This is a genomic window from Pseudoxanthomonas beigongshangi, assembly GCF_016820515.1.
In the GTDB taxonomy this organism is placed as follows: Bacteria; Pseudomonadota; Gammaproteobacteria; order Xanthomonadales; family Xanthomonadaceae; genus Pseudoxanthomonas_A; species Pseudoxanthomonas_A beigongshangi.
In genome coordinates this window covers 12,986-29,693 of sequence record NZ_JADHDV010000035.1, presented here as the reverse complement: position 1 = coordinate 29,693, position 16,708 = coordinate 12,986, and the positions used below count along the sequence as shown (strand labels likewise).

Genomic DNA, 16,708 nt, shown 5'->3' with positions numbered 1-16,708 from the left:
CTGACGTCGCTCCCACAGCGCGGGGTTCATGCAAAAAGGGCGGCTTCCTTGCGGGAGCCGCCCTTTTTGCATGACCTGTCGCCGTGGTATCGGTTCAGCGCTTCTCGTGCTGCGTGCCCTTCACCGGCATCACGCCGGTCGGCGAGAGCGGGTCGACGATGCGCAGGGTTTCGCTGGAGCCGTCCGGCCAGGTGACTTCCAGGGTCGTGCCGGCCGGCAGCGCCGAGAACGGCGCGCCGCTGCGCGCGCGGTACAGCGCGACCATCTGGGCCGCGCCGATCGCGCGATCTTCCTGCGAGGCCCGCACGCCGGCGGGCGTGCGCTGCAGATCGCGGTATGGCGCGTCCATGGCGTTGATCACCACGGTGGCGGCGGCGGCGGCGTAGGTGACGAACACCAGCATCCACAGCCAGATGTGGGGCCTTGGCAAAAACCGGTTGCGGTTCGATGGGTGGTTCATTGGATTGCTCTCCTGCCCGACAGCAGACTATCGACCATCTCGTTCAAGTTCTCGACACCTTGTCGCGGAACGCCGGCGTCCACGACGAATGCGGGGAAATCCTGCGACGGGTCCCGCGAACAGATGCCGCCGTGGGCGCAATAGGCGGTCATCAGATTACCTTGCGGACGGCAATCCAGCCCCAGTCGGCAGGCGGCGATCTGCCAGGCCACTTCCGACAGCCAGGTACCGGACACGCCACCGAGTTCGGCTTCCGCGCCGCTGGCGGCCAGGCCCATCGCCCGCGACAGCGCCAGGAAGGCCTGCGGGTCGCCGGAGGCGGTGACCCGCGCGACCAGCGCGCTGCGGTAGCCGGCGTCCTCCGACATCGGTTCGCCATCGGCCAGCAGCGCGGCCTCGGCGGCCAGGCTGCCGGCCTTGGCGGCCTGCACCCGCGCTTCGTGGACACTGCGCGAGGACAGCCCGTCCTCGGGCATGAAACGCGCGCAGCGCGCGCTGACCCGCTCGCGCGCGTCGGCCATGGTCGCGGCGTTGGAGACATCCAGCGCCGCGATGGCGCGGGTATCGCGGGCATAGCCGGCCGGGTTGCTGGCGAAGCCGGCGCAGTAGTCGTGCACCCGGCTCAGCATCCACCAGGCATCGGCGTCGCCGGCGCGCGCCTGCAGCGCCAGCTGCTGCGCATACACGAACAGATCCGGCGTGGTTTCGAATTCGCGCCGGCTGTCGAAGGCCAACGCGGTCGGCGAGGATTCCTGGATCCGGCGCGCCGGCCGGGCGGCCGGTGCCGGTTCGTCGCTGGCGTCGGCGACCGGCGCCACGATCGGCGCGGCGGCATTCCGCGCGCCCTGCGCCCACCACCATGCACCCGCCGTGCCGAGCACGCAGGCGCATACGAGTACCCAGGGGAGCATGCGAGGCATCTCGCGATTATCCGTGGCCGCGCGGGGGGTTTCAACGCGGCCGGGCCTTGCCGGGCCGCGTGCGACAATGCGCGCCCGAACCGCATTTTTACGCCTTCCATGCCCTATCTCGAGCTCACCTTGCGCTGCCGCGAATCTGAACAGCCGCGTTACGAGAATGCCCTGGAGGACGTGGGCGCGCTGTCGGTGACCCTGCTGGACGCCGACGCCGATACCGGCAACGAGCGGGCCATCCTGGAACCGGGCGTCGGCGAGACCCCGCTGTGGCATTCGCTGGTGCTGACCGCGCTGTTCCCCGCCGATACCGATGCGCTGATCCTGCTGGCCGCGCTGGAAGCCTTCGATCCGGGCCTGGACTGGACCGACGCGGCCTTCCGCACGGTCGAGGACGAGGACTGGGAACGCGCCTGGCTGGATCAGTTCAAGCCGATGCAATTCGGCGCACGCACCTTCATCGTGCCCTGGAACCACGAACTACCCGAGGAAGCGCGCACCGACGATGCCGCGGTGGTGCGGCTGGATCCGGGCCTGGCATTCGGCTCCGGCACCCACCCGACCACCGCGCTGTGCCTGCGCTGGCTGGACGGCCTGGCCGGCGACGGCGAGCTGGCCGGACGCACCGTGCTGGATTTCGGTTGCGGCTCGGGCATCCTCGCGCTGGCCGCGCTGAAGCTGGGCGCGGCGGCGGCGGTGGGCGTGGACAACGATCCACAGGCGCTGATCGCGACTACCGACAACGCCGGGCGCAACGAAGTGGGCGATCACCTGTCGGTGTTCCTGCCGGAAGACGAACCGGTGGCGCGCTATCCGATCGTGGTCGCCAACATCCTGGCCTCGGCGCTCGACGCACTGGCCGAAACCCTGGCCGATCGTGTCGCGCCGGGTGGACGCATCGCGCTGTCGGGCATCCTGCACGGGCAGGAAGCGGATCTGCTGGAGCGCTACTCGCCGTGGTTCGAATCGCTGCGCGCCGAACGCGAGGACGACTGGATGCGCATCGATGGCATCCGCCGCTCAGCGTGAGGCGAATATCTTTCGCCGCCAACTAATGTGAGTGGCGTAATTTTCACCATGTTAGAATCACTAACAATCCGCCAGAGCCAGTGTTACTGACCTCACTTGCATGGAGGACCGGCTATATCGGTTTCCCCTTCGTCCTCCCATGCCGACATCGTGAGCAACAAGCTGTACCTGAGGGTCCGACAGGCCCGTGAACACGCCGGTCTGACCCAGGAACAACTCGCGGTCGAACTGAGCCTGACCCGCAGCGCGATCGCCCAGTGGGAAATGGTCGACGGCACCTGTCCGTCGGTCGAGAACATGATCGCCCTGGCCATCCGCACCGGCATGGGTTTCGAATTCCTCGCCACCGGCCGCGGCCCGGCCTTCATCGACAAGCCCAACCCGCACGTCGGCGAGGACGGTGCCGGCTACGGCAAGGATCTCAGCGAGCAGCAGCGCCGCCTGCTGGAACGTTTCGACAGCCTCTCGCCACGTCAACGCACCGGCCTGCTGGATCTGATCGGCGACGGCGGCAAGCGTCCGCGCAAGCGCCGGCGCTAACCGCAGTTCTCCGTCGCGCTGCCGCGCCGCGCCTTGCCCGCGGCGGTTTCCCGCCCTAGGCTGCGTTTTCCCGGCAGCGGCGGCCGCCGTCACCGGGCCACGGGAATCCACCGGAAATTTCCGGCATCACGCACGGGAGAGCGGCATGCAAACGCATCGGGGCAGTTGCCATTGTGGACGCATCACCTTCGAGTTCGACGGCGAGGTGGGCGTCGCCATCGAATGCAACTGCTCGATCTGCCGGCGCAAGGGCGCGCTCTGGCATGGCACGGACGACGCGCATTTCCGCCTGCTGTCCGGCGAATCCGAACTGGGCACCTACCGGTTCGGCACCCAGACCGCCGCCCATTACTTCTGCCGGCACTGCGGCGTCAGCCCCTTCAGCCATCCCCGCATCGCCCCGGCGATGTGGGTGGTGAACCTGCGCTGCGTGGACGAAGTGGATCTGTCGGCGTTGAAGGTGTTTCCGTTCGACGGACAGAACTGGGAAACGGCCGCGCAGCAGTTCCTGAAAGCGCGCGCCGGCTGAGTGTCCGGTCGGGTGCATCGTCACATCGACGCATCTTCGCGGCTCCTGTCATTGGCAACGCCGTCGCGGAGCGCCTGGGCGAACGATTCGCCCCGGTGCCACGCGCGCGGTCCCTGCCCTCCAAGGCAACTTACCCGGAGGCCGCATCCCCGCCACCGGCCAGAAGTCCCGGTGACTCCCGTACTGCCCCAAAAAAAAGCCCGGCGCGAGGCCGGGCAGAGCGAGAGCATTGCGTTATGGTTATCCGGTTGCCGGTCCAGGCCGGTCAGAACTCGTAGCGGACCATCAGGCGCACGTAGCGCGGCGACATCCGGTGCATGGGCTGTCCGTAGGTCTGGCTGTAGTCGGCGCTGCCGCGATATGGCGAGGCGGCATAGAAGGGGTTGAACGCGCCCGGCGTCTGGCGGTTGAACAGGTTCACCACCGTGGCACCGAGGGTCAGTCCATCCATCCAGCGCGGCGTGTAGGCGACGCTGGCGTTGACCTGGAACTGCCAGGGCGCATCCCCGTGCGAACCACGCGGCGAAACGCGGTAGTCGGCCGAGGGCGGCACGTACTTCTGGCCATCCGGCGCGGTGCCGCTGCCGGGAAGTCCGCAGTACCAGTAGTACGAACCTTCATAGAGCCCCTTGTCCGGCGTGGGATACATGCTGGTGCAGTTGCGCGGGCGGCCGGAGGACAGGCTGAGGCTGCCGCCCACCTGCCATTCCGGGGTGAAGCGGTAGGAACCATGCGCCTTGATCTGATGGGTGCGATGGTTGGCCAAGCGGCCGTTGGCGCCCTGCATCAGTTGCGGCAGGTCCCAGTCCTGGGTGGTGGACACATCGTTCTGCCCGCCGCTGCCGCCATCCAGGTCGGACGCCAGCTGTCCTTCGGTGTTGCCGTAGTTGCGCGAGAAGGTGTAGTCGATCCGGCCGAAGAAGTTCTCGCCGCGGCGCTGCGCGAACAGGTCGAGCGCATAGTAGCGGCGCTTTAGCTTGGGCAGCGCCAGTTGCTCCGCGCTGTAGTGGACCCGGGTGAAACTGCCGTCGGCCTGCTTCTGCCAGAAGGTATTGCCCACGCCGGGATTGAACAGGAAGCAGCCTCCGCCCAGCGCGGGTGTGCAGGTATCGTCGATGGCACTGCGCAGATCCCGGTAGGTGAACTTGGCGCCCCAGCTGGCGCCGCCGCCCAGCGCCTGTTCCAGGCCGACGATGTATTCGTCCTGGAAGTGCGACTTGATGTCGACCGCCGCCACCGTGCGCGGATCCGGCGCGTTGCCGCATTCCAGGTTGGACGAGACCGCGTTGCCGCCCGGGCAGCGGTAGCGCGAGGCCGGATCCACGGCGATCGGATTCAGGCCGGTGGGCGCACCGGTGGTCGGGTGGACGCCGGTGTAGGTGAAGTATTCGCGCGTGTACAGGGATCCGGAGGCCGCGCGCGTGGCCACGTTGTTGGGCAGGGCTAGGTGGTAGCGCCCGGCGTTGGCGAACAGCTTGAGCGAGGAATCGCCATGCACATCCCAGCTGGCGCCCAGTCGCGGCGCCCATTGGTTGCGCTGGCTTATGTACTTCTGGCCGGTGCCGGTGTAGTTGTCGAAGCGATCATTGCGCAGGCCCAGCGAGAGCAGCCAGCGATCGCTGACCTGCCAGCGGTCCTCGATGAACTGCGCGGACTGCTCCACCTTCGGACGCGCCAGCTTGTCCACGTAGATCCGGAAAACGTAGTAGCCCTGCGTGCCGTATCCGCCCGCGCTGGCGGGCGAACCGATCACGCCGCTGGACGGCTCCACCGCGCTGTCGGGATTGGTGGCGCGGCGATAGGTCCACCCGTAGCGGCCCGGATAGCTGGAACCGACGAAGGATTCGGCGTCCATGCGGTCGTAGCCGAAGCGCAGATCGTGGTTGCCGACGCGCCAGCCCACGTCCAGGCGGCCACCATGCGTTTCGTCGAACTCGCCCTCCACGCGCTGGTAGGAGGTCGAGTTCTGGCAACTGGGATAGTCCACGCCGGGCACGCGCGCCGATGCGCCTGCGCTGATGAAGGGACAGTCGGGGTCGTAGTTGAACGGCGAACGCTCATGGGTGATTTTCTGCCGTCCATACAGCGCCGACACGGTGATGTTCTCGGTCAGGTAGCCGGTGTACTTGCCGACGTACAAGCGCGCGTCGTCGCGGCTTTCCTGGCCCCCGTTCTGGATCCGGCCGTGGCTGAAAGTCGCATAGTCATAGGCGTAGTAGTCGTAATCGTTCTCGCGCAGATCCGACACGCCCGTGAACTCCAGCAGATGGTCGTCGGTGATGTTCCAATCCAGCTTCATGGCCCAGCGCGTCAGATCGTTCCGGTATTCGCTCCAGCCATTGCGCAGCGTCGCGGGTGTCGATGTCCGTTCCGCACGTATCGACTGCCCGTCGGTGCGGATACCCTCGGCCTCGGCGTAGACGAACAGCCGATCCTTGACCAGGGGACCGCTGGTCCAGGCGCCCACGCTGGTCTGCCACGAGGTGTTGTCGCGGCGCCTCGTCTGCAAGGTACCGTCGGTACGCCGCGTCGGATCCGGGTGGTCGGCGCTGAAGTGGCCGGTATCCGGATACTTGCCATCGCGCGGGCGATCACGCAGGCCCGTCGGCGTCCAGATCGTGTAGACCCCGCCCTTCCATTCATTGCCGCCACGCCGGGTGACGAGGTTGATGACGCCGCCCGTGGAACGGCCGAACTCGGCGCCGTATCCGCCGGTCAGCACCTGCTGCTGCGCGATCGCGCCGAACGGAAGCTCACTGAAACCGATCGAGGTCAGCGGATTTGTCACTGGATAGCCGTTGATGTAGTACGCGTTCTCCGACGAGGCCGCGCCGCCGAAGCTGGGCACGCCGTAGCTGCTGTTGCGGACCACGCCCGGTGCCAGCAGCGCCACCTCGCCGACGCTGCGCGGCATAGGCAGGCGCGCGAGATCCTCGGCGGTGAACACCACCCGAGTGTCGGTCTGCGAGATGTCCACCGGCGCCACCGAGGTGCCGTGCACCTCGACGCGATCCAGCTCCCGCACATCGCCGACGAAAGATACTTCGATGCCGCTGGCGATGTTGACCCGCACCTCCTCGCGCGTGCCAATCACCGCACCGTCACGCTGCACGGTCACCTGGTAGCGGCCATCGGGCAGATCCGAGATCCGGTAGCGCCCCTTGGCGTCCACGCTGACGGTACGGGTGGCGCCGGTGTCGAGGTTGCGGATGGCCACTTGCGTGCCGGGCGCGGCGGGTGCCTGGCCGAAGATGCTGCCAGTCACCGATTGTGCGTGCGCGGCCGAGGCCAGGCAGCAGGCCAGCGCCGCGCACAGATGAGCATGGCGGAAGGAAATCGTGCGGGGCCGATGGCCCGGGTGTCTTGCGATCATGCGTGCTCTCCCCTTGAGGCATTGACGCGACGCGCATTCGTCGCGGGCGAGCACCGACAGTATCACTGACTGTCATTGAAACTAATCAAACGCGATTCAAAGTTAGTGGACTCACTTCATCCGCACACGCACGCACCTGCGCGGTGTTGTCTGCGTGCGCACGCAATGCCTCGCAGGGCGATGAAGTGCGCGCAGAAGCGCTCGCTTGCGGAAAATCCGTGGCGCGTCTTCAGTCCGGACGCCAATACCAGAACAGCGCGATCTCGCGACTGCGGGGATCCAGTCCGCGATAGAACTCGCGATCGAAACCACCCAACTGGAATCCGCAATGCACGTACAGGCGGCAGGCGGCCACGTTGTTGTTTTGGGTTTCCAGCATCACGCCCGGCAGGTTGCGCTCGCGGCACCAGCGGAATGCCTGTTCCAGCAGCGCGCGTGCGATGCCGCGCCGCCGCCATGCCGCATCCACCACGAGGTTGTCCACCCGCGCGTACCGATTCCAGGCCACGGACAGTTCAATCACGCCGGCCAGTTCGCCCTGCCAATGGGCGAGATAGGCATCCACGTCTCCCTCCGGTTCGATCGCCGCGTCGTCGGACGCAGGCCGCATCGCTTCGGATGCGTCGTCGCGCGGATAGCGCTTGAAATACGGTGTGACCGGGACTTCCCCCAGCGCCAGCACGCCTTCGCGCAGGCAGGGCTGCAGTTCGCTCTCGACCCGGAATCCATCCTCCAGCCGCGTCGCGGCCTGTCGCTGGCGCGCCGACGCGCGGGTGAGGGTCAACATGCGGGCCATCTCCGGACAGGGGGCGTCGATTGAACCATGCGCGCGGGTCCGGCCCTGCCTGCCCGGCTTTGCGCGCCCCGGCCCGCATGTTTGAATAGGCCGCATGTTCATCGCCTGCCCGCACTGTCGCTATCTGGTGGCCACCGACCCGCGTGGGCAGCATGCCCCGGCGCACTGCCCGCGTTGCGGGGGCGCGCTGGGCGACGCCGGCGCGCGGGACGACGGACGCGCGACCGCATCCGTGCCCGATGCCGCGGCGGTCGACGGCGGCCCCAGCCTCGCGCGCCTGCTGCGCCGCGACGAAGCCGGTACGGTCGAATCACCCGCGTCCGTCGCCAGGCCGGCGGAAGACGACGCCGTCGAGGTCGAGGCGGCATCCTCCATCGCCGAATCCGAATCCGAATCCTCAGATTCCTCCGAATTTTCCGCCGATGCGATCACCGAACCGGACGCGGTCGAGCTACCCGCCGCCGCGCCGGCGGCCCAAGCTCCGGCGCGGCCGGCATCGCGCGCGCCCAGCTTCCTGCATGGACAGGCGCATGCACGCGTACCTTCCGGTGTGCCGCGCTGGCAATGGGCCACACTGATCGTGCTGGCGGCGGTGCTGGTGTTGCAGGTGCTGCTGGCCGATCGCGCGCGCCTTTCCGCCGATGCCGGCTGGCGGCCGGTGCTGGCGTCGCTGTGCAACGCGCTGGGCTGTTCGCTGCCGCCGTGGCGCGAACCGCAGGCGTTCGCGATGCTCGATCGCGACGTGCGTCCGGTGCCCGGCGCGCCGGGCGTGCTGTTGGCGCAGGCGACCTTCCGCAACGATGCGCGTTGGGCGCAGTCGTGGCCGGTACTGGTGCTGACGCTGAAGGATGCCGACGGGCGCACCCTGGGGGCGCGCGCGTTGCGTCCGGCCGAGTACCTGCCCAGGGACAGCGCGGCCCTGGCGACCATCGGTCCCGGGCAGAGTGCCCAGGTGGCCGTGTGGGTCCGCGAACCAAGTGCCAACGTGGTCGCGTTTTCCTTCGACTTCCGCTGATCGGCGCCGCCAACACGCGTTCCCGCGACGAACGGGGTGCACGGACGCACGACTGGCGCTAGACTCCCTCCCCCGCCGCAGAACACAACCACAAGGCGGGCGCTTCGTCCTCCGCTTCCGGGAACCCGTGTGAACGCAGCTTCCACCCGCCAAGACAATCCCCGTTCGCCCCGTCCGCCGCTGCGCGAGCATGTCGCCCAGTCGGTGCGCCGCTATCTGCGTGATCTGGACGGCTGCGACGCCGACGACGTGTACGAGATTGTCCTGCGGGAAATGGAGATTCCCCTGTTCGTGGAAGTCCTGAACCACTGCGAGGGCAACCAGAGCCGGGCCGCAGCCCTGCTCGGCATCCACCGCGCCACCCTGCGCAAGAAGCTGAAGGACTACGGGCTGGCCTGAGCGCGCCCGATCACGCAGGATCACGCCGATCGCGGCCTGATCAGCCCCGTCCACGGGGGAAGCGACCCGCCCGGGAGGCTATAATTCCGCGGTCCTCCCGCCGCATCTCCCCATGACCGACCAACGCCTGCCCGTCCGCCGGGCACTGCTTTCCGTTTCCGACAAAACCGGCCTCATCGAACTGGCGCAGGCCCTGGCCGCGCGCAACGTGGAACTGCTGTCCACCGGCGGGACCGCCAAGGCCCTGCGTGACGCCGGCCTGGCCGTGCGCGACGTCTCCGACGTCACCGGCTTTCCCGAAATCATGGACGGACGGGTCAAGACCCTGCATCCCAAGGTCCACGGCGGCCTGCTGGGCCGTCGCGGCACCGACGACGCGGTGATGGCGCAGCACGGCATCGGCGCGATCGACCTGCTGGTGCTGAACCTGTATCCGTTCGAGAAAGTCACCGCGCGCGCCGACTGCACCCTGGACGAGGCGGTGGAGAACATCGACATCGGCGGCCCGGCGATGCTGCGCGCGGCGGCCAAGAATTTCGCCCATGTCGCGGTCGCCACCGATCCGGCGCAATACGCCGATCTGGTGCGCGAACTGGACGAACACGACGGCAGCCTGTCGGCGCGGACCCGCTTCGCCCTGTCGGTGGCCGCGTTCAACCGCGTGGCCCAGTACGATGCGGCGATCAGCAACTACCTGTCCGCGGTCACCGACGCTTCGGCGGTGGTGCCGGCGCGCAGCGAGTTCCCGGCGCAGATGAATTCCACCTTCGTGAAGGTGATGGATCTGCGCTACGGCGAGAACCCGCACCAATCCGGTGCGTTCTACCGCGACCTGGGCCCGGTGCCGGGCACGCTGGCGACCTTCCAGCAGTTGCAGGGCAAGGAACTGAGCTTCAACAACCTGGCCGACGCCGATTCGGCGTGGGAATGCGTGCGTCAGTTCGACGCGCCGGCCTGCGTGATCGTCAAGCACGCCAATCCGTGCGGCGTGGCGGTCGGGGTGGCCTGCGGCGATGCCTACGAACTGGCCTATGCGACCGATCCCACCAGCGCGTTCGGCGGCATCATCGCCTTCAACCGCACCCTCGACGCGGCCACCGCCAAGGTCATCCTGGATCGCCAGTTCGTCGAAGTGCTGATCGCGCCGGACTACGAGGAAGGCGCGCTGGACTACGCGAAGAAGAAGGCCAACGTGCGGGTGCTGCGCATCCCGCTGGGCGCCGGCCTCAACAACTACGACAGCAAGCGCATCGGCTCCGGCCTGCTGCTGCAGTCCTCCGACAACCGCGGCATGAGCGCGGACGAGCTGAAGGTGGTCAGCCAGCGCGCGCCGACCGAGGCCGAGCTGCGCGACCTGCTGTTTGCCTGGCGGGTGGCCAAGTACGTCAAGTCCAACGCGATCGTCTACGCCAAGGACAACCGCACGATAGGTGTCGGTGCCGGCCAGATGAGCCGGGTTTACTCGGCGCGCATCGCCGGCATCAAGGCCGCCGACGCGAACCTGCAGGTGGAAGGCTCGGTGATGGCCTCGGATGCGTTCTTCCCGTTCCGCGACGGCATCGACGCCGCCGCCGAAGCCGGCATCAAGGCGGTGATCCAGCCGGGCGGCTCGATGCGCGACAGTGAAGTCATCGCCGCCGCCGACGAGCATGGCCTGGCCATGGTGTTCACGGGCGTGCGCCACTTCCGGCACTGATCGTGCCGGCCCGCGCGCAGCCTGCCGCCACCTCCCCCGCCCTGGCCGACGCGCTGGGGCTGGGCACGCTGGCCGCAAGCCCGACCTCGCCCAACCGGCTCGCCTGGGCCGATGCCGACGGTCGCGCGCTGCTGTACCGCGCCAACTGCCTGGAACTTCTGGACCGGATCATCGAACGCCATCCGGATGGCTTCTTCGACATGATCTTCGCCGACCCGCCGTATTTCCTCTCCAACGGCGGCGTCACCTGCCATGGCGGGAAAATGGTCAAGGTCGACAAGGGCGCATGGGATCGCAGCCAGGGCCCGGCCTACAACCACGAGTTCAACCTGGCCTGGCTGCAGCGCTGCCAGGCCGCGCTGAAAGCGGACGGCACCCTGTGGGTGTCCGGCACCCACCACGTGATCCATTCGGTCGGCTTCGCCATGCAGCAGTTGGGCATGAAGCTGCTCAACGACATCACCTGGGAAAAACCCAATCCGCCGCCCAACCTGGCCTGCCGCACCTTCACCCATTCCACCGAGACCCTGATCTGGGCGGCGAAGACGGAGAAGAGCAGGCATCGCTTCCACTACCGGAAGATGAAGGCGGAGAACGGCGACAAGCAGATGAAGTCGGTGTGGCGCCTGCCCGCGCCGGCCAAGGGCGAGAAGAGCCACGGCCGCCATCCCACCCAGAAACCGGTGGAACTGCTGCTGCGCTGCATCGAGGCTTCGACCGATCCGGGCGATCGCATCTTCGATCCCTTCAACGGTTCCGGCACCACCGGCGTGGCCGCGCTGCGCAGCGGCCGGTGCTATGTCGGCAGCGAGCTGGATCCGGCCTTCGTCAGGCTGACCGCCGCGCGCCTGGGCGCCGAGGCGTGAGCGCGCCACGATTCCCCTTCCTTTCCTTGATCCGCGCCGCGGGTCCACACGCATTTCGGAGTAGACAGCCATGAAGATCCTCGTCATCGGTTCCGGCGGCCGCGAACACGCGCTGGCCTGGAAGATCGCGCAGTCGCCGCGCGTGGCCGAAGTGCTGGTCGCTCCCGGCAACGCCGGCACCGCACGCGAGGACAAGTGCCGCAACGTCGCCGTGGGTGCGACCGAAATCGATCGCCTGGTCGAACTGGTGAAACAGGAAGGCGTGGCCCTGACCGTGGTCGGCCCCGAAGCGCCACTGGTGGCAGGCGTGGTGGATCGTTTCCGCAGCGAGGGCCTGCGCATCTTCGGACCCACCGCCGCCGCCGCGCAGCTGGAAGGCAGCAAGGCGTTCGCCAAGGATTTCCTCGCCCGCCACGGCATTCCCACCGCGCACTACGCGGTATTCACCGAGACCGCGCCGGCATTGGCCTACGTGCGCGAGAAGGGTGCGCCGATCGTGATCAAGGCCGACGGCCTGGCCGCGGGCAAGGGCGTGATCGTGGCGATGACCCTGGCCGAGGCCGAGGCCGCCATCCAGGACATGCTGGCCGGCAACGCGTTCGGCGCGGCCGGCGCGCGGGTGGTGGTGGAGGAATTCCTCGATGGCGAGGAAGCCAGCTTCATCAGCATGGTCGACGGCCGCACCGCGCTGCCGATGGCGACCTCGCAGGATCACAAGCGGGTCGGCGACGGCGACACCGGTCCCAACACCGGCGGCATGGGCGCGTATTCACCGGCACCGGTGGTGACGCCGGAAGTGCACGATCGGGTGATGCGGGAAGTGGTCAATCCGACCGTGCAGGGCATGATCGCCGACGGCGTGCCGTTCACCGGCTTCCTGTATGCCGGGCTGATGATCGACGGCAATGGCGCGCCGAAGGTGATCGAGTTCAACGTGCGCTTCGGCGATCCGGAAACCCAGCCGGTGATGCTGCGCCTGCGCTCGGATCTGGTGGATCTGGTGGAAGCGGCCATCGACGGCCGCCTGGACGCCACCGAGGCGGACTGGGATCCGCGTCCATCGCTGGGCGTGGTGATGGCGGCGGCGAACTATCCGGAAACGCCGAAGACCGGCGACGCCATCCACGGCCTGGACGCGGATCTCGGCCCGGCCAAGGTTTTCCACGCCGGCACCCGCCCCGGCAACAACGGCGAAGTGCTGACCAGCGGCGGCCGCGTGCTGTGCGTGGCCGCGCTCGGCGACAGCGTCGGCGACGCGCAGCGCAATGCCTATGCCGGTGTCGAACGCATCGGCTGGGATGGGGAGTTCCATCGCAATGACATCGGCTGGCGCGCAATCGCACGCGAAAAACCCACNGATGGGGAGTTCCATCGCAATGACATCGGCTGGCGCGCAATCGCACGCGAAAAACCCACCGCGTAGAGCCGAGCTTGCTCGGCTGCCGGGAGCTCCGGCAGCGAACGCTCTTTTCGCGCACGGGAAAGGCAGCGGAGCGAGCTCCGCAAATCCCCCTCAGTCCCCCTTTTTCAAAGGGGGAGGTATTCCGGATCTTCCGTCATCACTACATGGGGATGCTCTTCTATTGAAAATGTGCACACCTTCCCGGTGTCTCCCACTGCCGGGGACGTGAATGCCCCCTTGACCAGCCATTCGGCTATTGAAAGCGAAAAAGGGGCGGGCACCCGCGCAGCGGGTGACGGGGGATTTGCGCGGGGCGTCTGAAAGCATCTCTCCCAAGCCCCCTCGGAAAGACGCCCCCGGTAAACCGGATGCCCCCATCGTTCTGCTAGGCTGCGCGCAACCCACGGAGGGCGCATGTCCAGCCACAGCCAGTTCGTCTTGTTGAAACAGCGGCGCTTCCTGCCGTTCTTCCTGGTCCAGTCGCTGGGCGCGTTCAACGACAACGTCTACCGCCAGGCGATCATCGGCCTGCTGGGTTTCATGAGCGTCAGTGCGCAGGACAAGACGCTGTACACCAACCTGGCGCCGGCCATCTTCATCCTGCCCTACTTCCTGTTCTCGGCCACCGCTGGCCAGATCGCGGAGAAGCTGGAGAAATCGAAGCTGATCCGGATCACGACGACGATGGAAATCGTGATCATGTCGCTGGCCGCAATCGGCTTCCTCACCCAGGATCTGATCGTCCTGTTGACCGCGCTGTTCTGCACCGGCCTGCAATCGACCCTGTTCGGCCCGGTCAAGTACTCCATCCTGCCCTCGGTGCTCAAACCCGAGGAACTGACCGGCGGCAACGGTCTGGTCGAGATGGGCACCTCGCTGTCGATCCTGATCGGCATGATCTTCGGCGGCCTGATCTTCAACCTGGCCGGCAGCCATGGCCCGACCGTGGCCGCGGTCGCCATCATCCTGCTTGCCATCACCGGCAACCTGGTCAGCCGGCTGATTCCGCGCGCCGACGCGGGGGCGCCGGAACTGAAGATCAACTGGAACCCGCTGACCGAATCGCGCACGGTGCTGCGCCTGGCCAAGAAGCAGGTCGCGGTGCGCAACTCGGTGCTGGGCGTGTCCTGGTTCTGGTTCTTCGGCACCGTGCTGACCGGCAACATCCCCACCTACGCCGATCTGAACCTGGGCATCGGCACCTGGTACGTGTTCCCGTTGGCGCTGTTCTCGATCGGCACCGGCGTGGGTTCGCTGTTGTGCGAACGCCTTTCCGCACGCACCGTGGAAATCGGCCTGGTGCCGCTGGGCGCGTTCGGCATGAGCGCGTTCCTGCTGGATCTGTATTTCGCCCGCAGCGGCGTGGCGCCGGTCGCCGGTTTGTCGGTATCGGCATTCCTGCAGCAGCCCGGCAGCTGGCGCATCGTCATCGACCTGATCGGCATCGGCCTGTTCACCGGCTTCTTCGTGGTGCCGCTGTTCGCGCTGATCCAGAGCCGCACGCCGAAGCAGGAACTGGCCCGGGTCATCGCCGGCATGAACATCCAGAACGCCGGTTACATCGTGCTGGCGGCGGTGCTGGGCATCGCCCTGCAGATGAAGGAACTGGCGCTGGGCGGATTCCGCATCCCGCTGCCGGGGCTGACCATCCCGCAGGTGTTCCTGGTGCTGGCCATTGCCAACGCCGTGGTGGCGATCTGGATCTTCACCCTGGTGCCCGAATTCCTGATGCGCTTCCTGAGCTGGGTGCTGGTGCGCTTCCTGTACCGGCTGCGCCTGCACGGCATCGAGAAGCACGTGCCCGACGAAGGCCCGGCACTGCTGGTCTGCAACCACGTCAGCTACATGGATGCGCTGCTGCTGGCGGCCAGCATCCCGAGGCCGGTGCGCTTCGTCATGTACTACAAGATCTTCAACATCCCGGTGATGAGCTGGATCTTCCGCACCGCCAAGGCCATCCCGATCGCCGGGGCCAAGGAGGATCCGGAACTGATGCGGCGCGCATTCGAGGAAATCGACCAGGCCCTGGCCGAGGGCGAGATCGTCGGCATCTTCCCGGAGGGCGCGCTGACCCGCGACGGCGGCATCGCGCCGTTCAAGTCGGGGGTGGAGAAGATCCTGGAACGGCGGCCGGTGCCGGTGGTGCCGATGGCGCTGAAGGGCATGTGGAGCAGCATGTGGAGCCGCCGCGACAGCCGGCTGGGCCGGATGCGGGTACCGCGTCGTTTCCATGCCCACGTGGAGGTGGTGGCCGCGCCGCCGGTGGACGGAACGACCGCGACCGCCGAGAGCCTGGAGGTGATCGTGCGCGGACTGCGTGGCGACGACGCCTGACCCCATCGAACCTTCACGGCGCGCATACGAATCGCGGGTACAGACGTTAGACTAGGGTCCGACCACCCCGCTTCATCACTGCAAGGAGACTCCGATGAGTGCCGTTCCCCCGTTGCCGCAACAGGCTCCCGCCAACATCCCCAATCATCTGGCCTGGTCGATTATCTCGACCGTGCTGGCGACCTGCCTGTGCTGCCCGCTGGGCCTGGTCGGCATCGTCGCCATCGTGTTCTCCAGCCAGGTCAACAGCAAGTTGAACCAGGGCGACCTGGAAGGCGCGCGCCGCGCTTCCAACAACGCCAAGACCTGGTGCTGGGTCGCCACCGCGCTGGCGATCATCGGCCTGCTGCTCAACATCTACGTCCTGGCCACCGGTGGCATGGCGCAGTACATGCAGATGATGGAACAGATCCAGCAGCAGCAGTAAGTTCCGGTGTCCATTGCCCTGAAACCGCTGCAATGGACCGCGCTGGCGGGGATCGCGCTGCTGATCCCCGCCGGCGTCTGGCTGCTGCTGCATTTCGATCCGAACGTCGAGGGCAATCCGTTCCTGCCCTGCATCTTCCGCGAGCTGACCGGCTTCTACTGCATCGGCTGCGGCCTGACCCGCGCACTGCACGCGCTGGTGCACGGCGACATCGTCCGCGCCTTCGGCATGAACCCGCTGGCGATGCTGGTGCTGCCGATGGTGCCGCTGCTGGTGGCCCATTCGCAGGGCTGGCGGCCACGCGCGCTGGAACCGCTGATGCGCGTGATCATGGAACCGAAGGTGTGGCTGGTGGTGCTGCCAACGTATTGGATAGCTCGCAATTTGCCTTGGTATCCCTTCACCCTGCTGGCCCCGGGTTGATCCAAAGCCGCTTTGGCGGATGGACATGGACGCGCTGCGGCGCGTTCCCCGATTTCGGCGCCCACCCTTTCAGGTGGCGCGGATAGCCCGCAATTTGCCTTGGTATCCCTTCACCCTGCTGGCCCCGGGTTGATCCAAAGCCGCTTTGGCGGATGGACATGGGCGCGCTGCGGCGCGTTCCCCGATTTCGGCGCCCACCCTTTCAGGTGGCGCGGATAGCCCGCAATTTGCCTTGGTATCCCTTCACCCTGCTGGCCCCGGGTTGATCCAAAGCCGCTTTGGCGGATGGACATGGGCGCGCTGCGGCGCGTTCCCCGATTTCGGCGCCCACCCTTTCAGGTGGCGCGGATAGCCCGCAACCTGCCCTGGTTTCCCTTCACCCTGCTGGCCCCGGGTTGATCCAATCCCCCCTTGTGGGAGCGACGTAAGTCGCGAAGCTTCGAACCTTGAAGTACCGCTGCCTACTTCCCCCTTGGCAAAACCACGCGCTGTCTTGTCATTCCGA

At 67.2% G+C, this 16,708-nt stretch carries 14 protein-coding genes and 1 pseudogene; 11 read left to right on the top strand and 4 right to left on the bottom strand.

Annotated elements, in window-relative coordinates:
• Positions 1-94: 94 nt before the first annotated feature.
• Together IQ458_RS18080 and IQ458_RS18075 are read right to left on the bottom strand one after the other, a co-directional pair.
• Entirely contained in the window at positions 95-460 is a 366-nt protein-coding gene (locus IQ458_RS18080; protein ID WP_203323691.1) for a hypothetical protein, read from the bottom strand.
• Complete coding sequence (locus IQ458_RS18075) at positions 457-1,380, bottom strand: hypothetical protein (protein ID WP_203323690.1); 924 nt, start codon at positions 1,378-1,380, stop codon at positions 457-459. The genes IQ458_RS18080 and IQ458_RS18075 overlap by 4 nt, the downstream gene beginning before the upstream one ends.
• 99 nt (positions 1,381-1,479) lie before the next feature.
• On the opposite strand from IQ458_RS18075, the gene prmA reads away from it, so the two are divergent.
• The 3 genes from prmA (at position 1,480) to IQ458_RS18060 (ending at position 3,472) form a co-directional block, all read left to right on the top strand.
• Positions 1,480-2,403, top strand: coding sequence for a 50S ribosomal protein L11 methyltransferase (gene prmA, locus IQ458_RS18070; protein ID WP_183640963.1), 924 nt, complete (start codon positions 1,480-1,482; stop codon positions 2,401-2,403).
• A 150-nt stretch (positions 2,404-2,553) separates the two neighbouring features.
• Positions 2,554-2,943: a helix-turn-helix transcriptional regulator gene (locus IQ458_RS18065; protein ID WP_141454209.1), complete on the top strand. Its 390-nt coding sequence runs from the start codon at positions 2,554-2,556 to the stop codon at positions 2,941-2,943.
• Positions 2,944-3,088: 145 nt separating this feature from the next.
• Positions 3,089-3,472, top strand: a complete 384-nt coding sequence (locus IQ458_RS18060) for a GFA family protein (protein ID WP_203323689.1) — start codon at positions 3,089-3,091, stop codon at positions 3,470-3,472.
• Positions 3,473-3,737: 265 nt separating this feature from the next.
• Here IQ458_RS18060 and IQ458_RS18055 read toward each other — a convergent pair whose 3' ends face one another.
• Entirely contained in the window at positions 3,738-6,845 is a 3,108-nt protein-coding gene (locus tag IQ458_RS18055; RefSeq protein WP_203323688.1) for a TonB-dependent receptor, read from the bottom strand.
• A 229-nt stretch (positions 6,846-7,074) separates the two neighbouring features.
• A complete protein-coding gene (locus tag IQ458_RS18050; RefSeq protein ID WP_203323687.1) occupies positions 7,075-7,632 on the bottom strand; it encodes a GNAT family N-acetyltransferase in 558 nt (185 codons plus the stop codon).
• 103 nt (positions 7,633-7,735) lie between these two features.
• On the opposite strand from IQ458_RS18050, the gene IQ458_RS18045 reads away from it, so the two are divergent.
• From IQ458_RS18045 to IQ458_RS18010, 8 genes and pseudogenes are all read left to right on the top strand, one after another.
• A complete protein-coding gene (locus IQ458_RS18045; protein ID WP_203323686.1) occupies positions 7,736-8,656 on the top strand; it encodes a DUF3426 domain-containing protein in 921 nt (306 codons plus the stop codon).
• A gap of 129 nt (positions 8,657-8,785) precedes the next feature.
• On the top strand, positions 8,786-9,055 hold the full coding sequence (gene fis, locus IQ458_RS18040) for a DNA-binding transcriptional regulator Fis (protein WP_141454214.1): 270 nt from the start codon (positions 8,786-8,788) through the stop codon (positions 9,053-9,055).
• Between the two features lie 112 nt (positions 9,056-9,167).
• Entirely contained in the window at positions 9,168-10,751 is a 1,584-nt protein-coding gene (gene purH, locus IQ458_RS18035; protein ID WP_203323685.1) for a bifunctional phosphoribosylaminoimidazolecarboxamide formyltransferase/IMP cyclohydrolase, read from the top strand.
• A gap of 2 nt (positions 10,752-10,753) precedes the next feature.
• Entirely contained in the window at positions 10,754-11,617 is an 864-nt protein-coding gene (locus tag IQ458_RS18030) for a DNA-methyltransferase (RefSeq protein ID WP_203323684.1), read from the top strand.
• A 70-nt stretch (positions 11,618-11,687) separates the two neighbouring features.
• Positions 11,688-12,965 (top strand): annotated as a pseudogene (gene purD, locus IQ458_RS18025) (phosphoribosylamine--glycine ligase); the annotation flags it as partial.
• Between the two features lie 468 nt (positions 12,966-13,433).
• On the top strand, positions 13,434-15,353 hold the full coding sequence (locus IQ458_RS18020; protein WP_203323682.1) for an MFS transporter: 1,920 nt from the start codon (positions 13,434-13,436) through the stop codon (positions 15,351-15,353).
• Positions 15,354-15,447: 94 nt separating this feature from the next.
• Positions 15,448-15,780 carry a CD225/dispanin family protein gene (locus IQ458_RS18015; protein WP_183640945.1) on the top strand — a complete coding sequence of 111 codons (333 nt, stop codon included), beginning with the start codon at positions 15,448-15,450 and terminating at the stop codon, positions 15,778-15,780.
• Between the two features lie 12 nt (positions 15,781-15,792).
• Entirely contained in the window at positions 15,793-16,203 is a 411-nt protein-coding gene (locus tag IQ458_RS18010; RefSeq protein WP_203323692.1) for a DUF2752 domain-containing protein, read from the top strand.
• Positions 16,204-16,708 lie beyond the last annotated feature (505 nt).